A 7,047-nucleotide genomic window follows, 5' to 3' on the forward strand; every position below is an offset into this window, starting at 1 on the left:
GGCTCGGGGCGGGTCCATGGGGACAGGATCGGTGTCATGTACGCAACCTCACTGAACACATCCGCGTGGTTAACGGCCGATTGTGGCAGGGGTTCAAGACACGATCCGGCAAGTGCCCGGTATGGTCAGCAAATCGTTAAGGGCTGCCCAAGCGTCCTTGCTCAGCGGGGCACTTCGCAGCTCACAAGCTGCTGGCTAGGTCGACCTACCTTTCAGTTTGGTCAGAACCGTGCGCAGGTTGCGGCCCGCTCGCGCAGGACGGCTTCCTGATCAAAGCGCTGCCGGTACGCTGCGATGATCTCAGAAATCTTGCCCCGTGCGGTGGGATCACCGGAGTGGAGCACGGTCACGACTTCGGATCCCTCTCGCTCGATGTGGCCGCTTGCATTCCGCCATTGCCCGGTTGCCTTCACCACCGTCAGGCCATCAGGAAAGCGTGGCGTGATGATCTCATTCAGAAACCGCTGCCACTCGGCCTCACGAACTGCTCCTCCCTTCGGGCGGTTGCGGCCAAAGTAGAGCGTGTCGCGGACCATCGACTGATCGCCGGCTTCGCACGTCCATCGCCTCGGATGCGGGGTCAGAGAAAACGAGGCGCAGCCTGTCATACCCAGAAGAAGCAGCGCCAAGATCCCAATCCCGTGCATATAGTTGGCCTGCTTCGGGTGACCGCCATTCACTTGCCGTTGGCCTTTCGTAGGGCTGAATTGATCCGGTTCTGCCAGCCCGGGCTGTCCTTCTGGAAGAACTCTAGCACATCTTGGCTGGTGCGCAGAGTGACGGTCTCCTTCACGCCCGGAAGGGAAGGAGTTTTCTGCGGTTCCTCGATCGGCTTCGTTGTCGCCGTCCTGAAAGCTGCCTCCGCAGCCTTCAGCGGATCGCTTGGACGGCGTCCACCTGACGATCTCGACATCATTGTCCCCCAGCTAAATCGGGTCTTCTATGTTCTGGAAAACTAGCGAGATTTATCAATCGAGCAACTCAAGGACGGGCATTCCATTGATGCTTGCCAATCCTTGCTCCCACAACTAGCCTTCTTCTGCTGGGGATGGGACAGCAAAGGCAGAATGGCATCAAGACACCATTTGCGCCGACGGAGAGGGACGACAGACGACAATGGCGACTGGTACTGTGAAGTGGTTCAACGAGACCAAAGGTTATGGCTTCATTCACCCGGACACCGGCGGCAAAGATGTTTTCGTGCACATCAGCGCGGTTGAACGCGCCGGTCTCAGAGGCCTGAGCGAAGGGCAGAAGGTCTCCTACGAGGTCCAGTCCGATCGCAGGACCGGCAAGGAGTCGGCGATCGACCTGAAGGTCTAGGACGTTTCAAGAGACGATGCGGATAATCCGCCGTTTGAACCGGCCGCCCCGATGGGGCGGCCCTTTTTTGTGCCTTCCCTATCGAGCGCGCTTCCTCCTGTCAGATTAAGAGCATCCCCTCCTACAAGACTGAACGCCGTCTAAACGCGAAATTGCGCAATTAGGCCTTTGAATCTTGGGTTCAGACAAGACATCTGCCTCCTGATGTTGTGAGACATTTGTGCGTACGGCGAGAGAGTTCCTGGAACCCAAGCCCCCGGGGAGCGCTTGGGGCTCCCCGGGGGCACGGTGTGGAGATGAGATGACGCTGGCAGGCTGCCCTGACTGCTAGAGGCTGAGCCGATGCTCATTTGCGTGTGCCAGTCCGGTCTTCTGCCAGTCTCAGTCCTCGTCTGCTCCACCCGTTCCGATCAGGATCTCTCGCTTGCCCGCATGATTGGCGGGCCCGACGATGCCCTCCTTCTCCATGCGCTCCATCAGCGAGGCCGCTCGGTTGTAGCCGATCTGCAACCGCCGCTGGATGTATGAGGTCGACGCCTTCTTGTGCCGCAGTACGATCGAGACCGCTTGGTCAAACAACTCGCCCGATCCAAGCCCTGTCTCGCTCTCGTCGAAGACGGGAGTATCCTCCAGCTCCATCTCCTCGTCCTCCGCCGTGACGGCCTCCACGTAGACGGGTTTAGCTTGGCGCTTGAGGTGAGCAACAACCCGTTCGACCTCAGCGTCCGAAACAAACGGGCCGTGTACGCGAGCGATGCGGCCGCCTCCTTGCATATGGAGCATGTCGCCTTGCCCCAAGAGCTGCTCGGCGCCCATCTCCCCTAAGATCGTGCGGCTGTCGATCTTCGAGGTCACCTGGAACGAGATCCTTGTCGGGAAGTTCGCCTTGATCGTGCCGGTGATCACGTCCACCGACGGGCGCTGGGTGGCCAGGATGACGTGGATGCCGGCGGCCCGCGCCATCTGGGCGAGACGCTGGATCGCGCCTTCGATCTCCTTGCCGGCCACCATCATCAGGTCGGCCATCTCGTCGACGATCACCACGATGTAGGGCAAGGACGTGAGGTCCATGACCTCTTCCGTATATGTGAGCTCCCCCGTGTCCTTGTCGAAGCCCGTCTGGATGGGCCGGGTGATGACCTCCCCCTTGGCCTTAGCCTCACTCACGCGGGCGTTGAAGCCGTCGATGTTGCGCACCCCGAGCTTCGACATCTTGCGGTAGCGGTCCTCCATCTCGCGCACCGCCCATTTGAGGGCGACGACCGCCTTCTTGGGATCGGTCACCACCGGGGTGAGCAGGTGCGGGATGCCGTCATAGACCGAGAGCTCGAGCATCTTCGGATCGACCATGATCAGGCGGCACTCGGCCGGGGTGAGCCGGTAGACCAGCGACAGGATCATGGTGTTGATCGCCACCGACTTGCCCGAGCCGGTGGTGCCGGCGACCAAGAGGTGCGGCATGCGGGCGAGATCGGCGATCACCGGCTCGCCGCCGATGGTCTTGCCGAGGCAGAGAGGCAGCTTCTGCTTGGTGGCCTCGAAGTCCTGCGAGGCGAGGAGCTCGCGAAGATACACGGTCTCGCGGGTCGCGTTCGGCAGCTCGATCCCGATGGCATTGCGACCCGGGATCACCGCGACGCGGGCCGAGACCGCGCTCATCGAGCGCGCGATGTCGTCGGTTAATGCGATCACACGCGCTGACTTGATGCCTGGAGCGGGCTCGAACTCGTACAGAGTGACCACCGGGCCGGGATGGACGTGGATCACTTCGCCTTTCACGCCGAAGTCGCGGATGACCTTCTCGAGCCGGCCCGCTGTTTCCTCCAAAATGTCCTCAGTCAGCTCTGGTCCCTCGCGGTCTGGGGGCTCAGCCAGGAATGTAATGTCCGGTTTCTGGTAGGACCAGTCCCCGATGGCTGCCGGAAGCGAGATCGGATGTCCCCAGGTCGATGGAGCAACCTTGGGCAGATCGACGATCGGGCCCACCTCCTGAAGCGGTTCGGTGCGAGGAATTGCTGCACAGTCTTGGTCTGCTGCGGTATCAGGCATCGGCACCTGCTCACCGTGCTCCTGAACGGGGACGGCTGCCTCATCAGGCACAGGATCAACCAGCGGTTTGGTCCACAGCGGAAGCGCCCCCTCCCCCGTCGGCGGCTTCTTAACCGTGGTCAGCACCAGATCATCGAACAGAGCGAGGTAGCTGAGATCGATCTCCACCTCGATAGGCCCCGATACGCTGGTCTCTGTCTCAGCAGAAGGCGGTGCTTCCACGGTGATAGCGATGATGTCGGACTTGGTGATGCTCTCCGGAACTGGCCCGGATGCCAGTGAGGCTTCGACGGTGGTACCATTCTCCGGTTCGATCGCCTCAAATGGATCGCTCCCACCACCATAGGCTGCATCGTTCGCCACCCCGCTGTCAGCAAACGCCATACCATCAGTATGACTGGCCGGGAGAGCGTCCAAGGTCCCCACTGGGCTAACTGTCAACCCGTAGGAGGTGCCCTGCCACGAGAAGGACAGGGCCGCAGACGCCAAGCTGAAGGACGCGGTGGTAGGCTGTATCTGGAGTTCCGGGCTTTGCTCCTGATGGCTCACTTCATCCGGGGCTGAAGCCTGCGCTGTGAACGGCAAGCGTGTTGCAGTCTCGATCATCCGGCGCGGAGCGCCAGCCCCCTCCCCGCCACCCTCATAAGCCAGGGCAGCTTCCTTGTCGGCCAGGAGTGTCAGCCGTTCCGAAACCGAATCCTCGGCTGCCAAGGCCGACCGCAAGTCTGCGATCTGGCTTCGGATCGTCGGCTCAGGAGCCGCCTCGGCTCCCTCGGCGGTGATGGTGCGGACGGGTTTGCCGCTAGCCGCGTCGACTGCAAGGCCGTGCTCCTCAGGTCCGGTCGTCACGGGCTCTGGATGGCCGTTGCGGGCGCGAATGACCCGATCGGGTGTGCGAGTGGCTTTCACTCCCTCGGCAAGAACGAAGGCCTGTCTCCACGGCGGCTCGCCGGGGTCCTGGGCTGGATCGCTTTCGGCGCCCCTTCGAGCCTGTCGCAACCGCACGACGTTGGTGATCTCACGGGCATTGTTCTCTCCGGGAAGAGGTGGTGGGGCGAAAGGTGGCTTACGGGTCGAATGCATGATCTCAACGCAACTGGAACCTGAACTGCCGGGCTGAGTCCGGCCTTGGCGTGACTCTGCGTGCAAACCGTAAACAGAGGGTTAGACCAGAGAGTTGGTCCGATCGCGATGCCACTCGGTGGACAGGACGAGCTATTGAGCGACTGCGGCCGTGTGGGTTCTCAGCGCCTGAAAGGTGGCCGTTCCAAGCCGACCCGAGACAGGCAAACCGTTGGCTCGTTGAAAGGCCTTGACAGCCTTGCGGGTCGAGGGGCCGAAAGACCCGTCCGCTTTCAGTTTGCCATATCCGAAGTCTACGAGCGCTTCCTGCGCGGCGCGGACCTCCCGCTTCGACAAACGAACAGATGACGTCGTGCTGATGGTGGGGCGCTCCGTGAAATCGACAGACTGTTCCGACGCTCCGGTAAACTGAAGGCGGGCCTGCTCGATCGCCTGATCAACGCTCGCCTTGAGAGAATTCAGCCGCTGGAGCTCTTCGGTCGCTACTTCAATGCGCACCAGCATGGTGTTCAGATCTTCGCCTGCCAGAATTCTCCGTTCATTTGCCTGCGCCTGTTGATTGCGCTCTGCGGTGACCGTATCGATCCGCTGCCGAAGTTGCGAAACCTCGCGCCGGAGATCGTGCTCCTGAGATTTCGTGGACAGGACGGAATAGGTGAACGATCCCCACCCGATGATTGTCGCAGCCGCGAGACCTATGCCTGTCACGCCAAACTGCAATCCTGCGTGGGTTCTTCCAAAGCGCATAAGACAACTCGCCGATTGTTCGCAGACATTCCAAGAGCGTTGTGTGCGCACATCAGCGCCGCATTGGGTCGGGCTTGTGGCACAAGTCGAATCGTTCAAGGCGAATGGTTCACCATGGTTAACCGAAGGTGATCGCCCGATTTCGTGCATGGCAATGCCATAATCAGTCGCCACCGTTCGCAGGCAAGCAGTTCCGAGGAGAAAAGCGGATGAGTGACGGTGGGTCCCGTGTCGAGGGAACGTTGGCCTTGGCATCAGCGGCAGGAGGCGGCGGTGACAACAAGCCTCCCGACCACAAGCTGAGCCGTTCCAGTCTTACCAGTCTCGGCAATCGCTTGCGGGCCATGTACGACCGGGAGATGGGGGAGCCACTCCCGCAGTATCTTCTGGACCTGCTCAACCAGAAGGGCTCGCCATCGAACCCCACGTCGACGCTGTGAGCTGCGATATCCGGGACGTGCATGATGATCCGAGCCTCGTGTAACACGGCCGACGCTAGCCCTCGCGTTCGACGCGACACCATGGTTTCGCGAGGCCGATCCGCAGAGCCTCCTGCACCTTGCCGCGCAGGATTGGCCCTGCACGTTGAGGCAAAGCAGGTCCGAAGGCCCAAGATCACGCGTCCTCGAGCGTAAATCCCACCTTGAGCACGACTTGATAATGCTTGACCTCGCCGTTACCGACGTGACCGCGGGTCTAGACGACCTCAAACCATTGCAGATTTCTCAATGTCTGGCCGGCGCGTTTGATCGCCGTCTGGATGGCATCCTCAATGCTGGTCATCGCCGAGCGCACCAGTTCAACGATGTTGTAAACGTGATCTGACATCACATGCTCTCGTGGCCTACGAGCCCGACGAGCGACACACCTGCTCCCATACGAAAGGCCGTTCATCGGATTCGCTCACCCGACGGCCTGCTCCAGATCGGCGATGATGTCATCCGGGTCCTCCAGTCCAACGGAGAAACGGAACACCCCATCAGCCGCCCATTCGCGGTAGGAGCGAGCCCCCTCCCCCTCAAGGTGGAAGGAGGATTGCAGGATGTCCTCTGTTGGAATGTAGAACAGCAGGCTCTTGGTCTTGCCGAGCGAAACCGCATACGAGATGACCCGCAGGCGCTCGGCAAGCTGGCGCGCCAATGCTCCGCCCTCTTCCTTGGCCGTGAAAGCCAGCAGGCCGGAGAAGTTGCGCATCTGGCGCTGAGCGAGTTCATGCTGCGGATGGCGGGGAGAGCCCGGCCACAATACCGACCGGACCTTCGAGTGATCCGCCAGGAAGGCCTCGACCCGGCGAGCGTTGGCCTCGTGCATCATCATGCGGGGCGCCAGGGTTTCCATGCCGCGTAGGATGAGCCAAGCGGCAAAGGGCGAGAGCGAACCGCCCAGATGGATGAGGCTGCCCTTACGCAAGGTGGCAATCTGCTCCCGGCGGCCGATTACGGCTCCGCCCAAGGCATCGCCATGGCCGCCGATGTACTTGGTCAACGAATGCACGACGTAGTCGGCGCCAAGTGCCAACGGCTTGGTGCCGAGTGGTGTGGAAATGGTTGCATCAACTGAGAGTTCAGCTCTTCCAGCATGGGCGATCTCAGCGATGGCGGCTATGTCCGACAGACGAATGATTGGATTGGCCGGTGTCTCGATGTGAACGAGCTTGGTGTTCGGCCGCATTGCCGCAGCCACAGCGTCAAGGTTCGACGTATCGACGGCGGTGACAGCGATGCCGTGCTTGGGCAGGATATCATGAGCGAGTTCCGCGACGCCCGCATAGTACTACTGTGTCATAAGCTGACGGATCGAGGTATAGTCGGAAGAGCCATCATACGGAGGGCGTGTGATGAACCT

The 7,047-nt window shown here is 61.1% G+C and carries 6 protein-coding genes and 2 pseudogenes; 2 read left to right on the forward strand and 6 right to left on the reverse strand.

Annotated elements, in window-relative coordinates:
- Positions 1–221: 221 nt before the first annotated feature.
- Positions 222–629 (reverse strand): DUF3574 domain-containing protein, encoded by a 408-nt coding sequence (locus JKL46_RS33715; RefSeq protein WP_201842764.1) that lies wholly within the window; start codon positions 627–629, stop codon positions 222–224.
- A gap of 47 nt (positions 630–676) precedes the next feature.
- Positions 677–913 (reverse strand): BrnA antitoxin family protein, encoded by a 237-nt coding sequence (locus tag JKL46_RS33720; protein ID WP_201842766.1) that lies wholly within the window; start codon positions 911–913, stop codon positions 677–679.
- 203 nt (positions 914–1,116) lie between these two features.
- On the opposite strand from JKL46_RS33720, the gene JKL46_RS33725 reads away from it, so the two are divergent.
- A complete protein-coding gene (locus JKL46_RS33725; protein ID WP_201842768.1) occupies positions 1,117–1,323 on the forward strand; it encodes a cold-shock protein in 207 nt (68 codons plus the stop codon).
- A 381-nt stretch (positions 1,324–1,704) separates the two neighbouring features.
- On the opposite strand, the gene JKL46_RS36125 is transcribed toward JKL46_RS33725, so the two are convergent.
- Together JKL46_RS36125 and JKL46_RS33735 are read right to left on the reverse strand one after the other, a co-directional pair.
- Positions 1,705–4,455 (reverse strand): DNA translocase FtsK, encoded by a 2,751-nt coding sequence (locus JKL46_RS36125; RefSeq protein ID WP_246529716.1) that lies wholly within the window; start codon positions 4,453–4,455, stop codon positions 1,705–1,707.
- Positions 4,456–4,587: 132 nt separating this feature from the next.
- The gene (locus JKL46_RS33735) at positions 4,588–5,175 is read right to left on the reverse strand and encodes a peptidoglycan-binding domain-containing protein (protein ID WP_201842769.1); all 588 of its coding nucleotides are present in this window, start codon (positions 5,173–5,175) and stop codon (positions 4,588–4,590) included.
- Between the two features lie 236 nt (positions 5,176–5,411).
- Between JKL46_RS33735 and JKL46_RS33740 the strand changes: the two genes are divergently transcribed.
- Positions 5,412–5,642: a NepR family anti-sigma factor gene (locus tag JKL46_RS33740; RefSeq protein WP_201842772.1), complete on the forward strand. Its 231-nt coding sequence runs from the start codon at positions 5,412–5,414 to the stop codon at positions 5,640–5,642.
- A 175-nt stretch (positions 5,643–5,817) separates the two neighbouring features.
- On the opposite strand, the pseudogene JKL46_RS33745 reads toward JKL46_RS33740, so the two are convergent.
- Both JKL46_RS33745 and JKL46_RS33750 read right to left on the reverse strand, forming a co-directional pair.
- A pseudogene (locus tag JKL46_RS33745) lies at positions 5,818–6,030 on the reverse strand (dodecin).
- A gap of 75 nt (positions 6,031–6,105) precedes the next feature.
- A pseudogene (locus JKL46_RS33750) lies at positions 6,106–6,960 on the reverse strand (trans-sulfuration enzyme family protein); the annotation flags it as partial.
- Between the last annotated feature and the right edge of the window lie 87 nt (positions 6,961–7,047).

The sequence above is a fragment of the Microvirga zambiensis WSM3693 genome (assembly GCF_016735695.1).
In the GTDB taxonomy this organism is placed as follows: domain Bacteria; phylum Pseudomonadota; class Alphaproteobacteria; order Rhizobiales; family Beijerinckiaceae; genus Microvirga; species Microvirga zambiensis.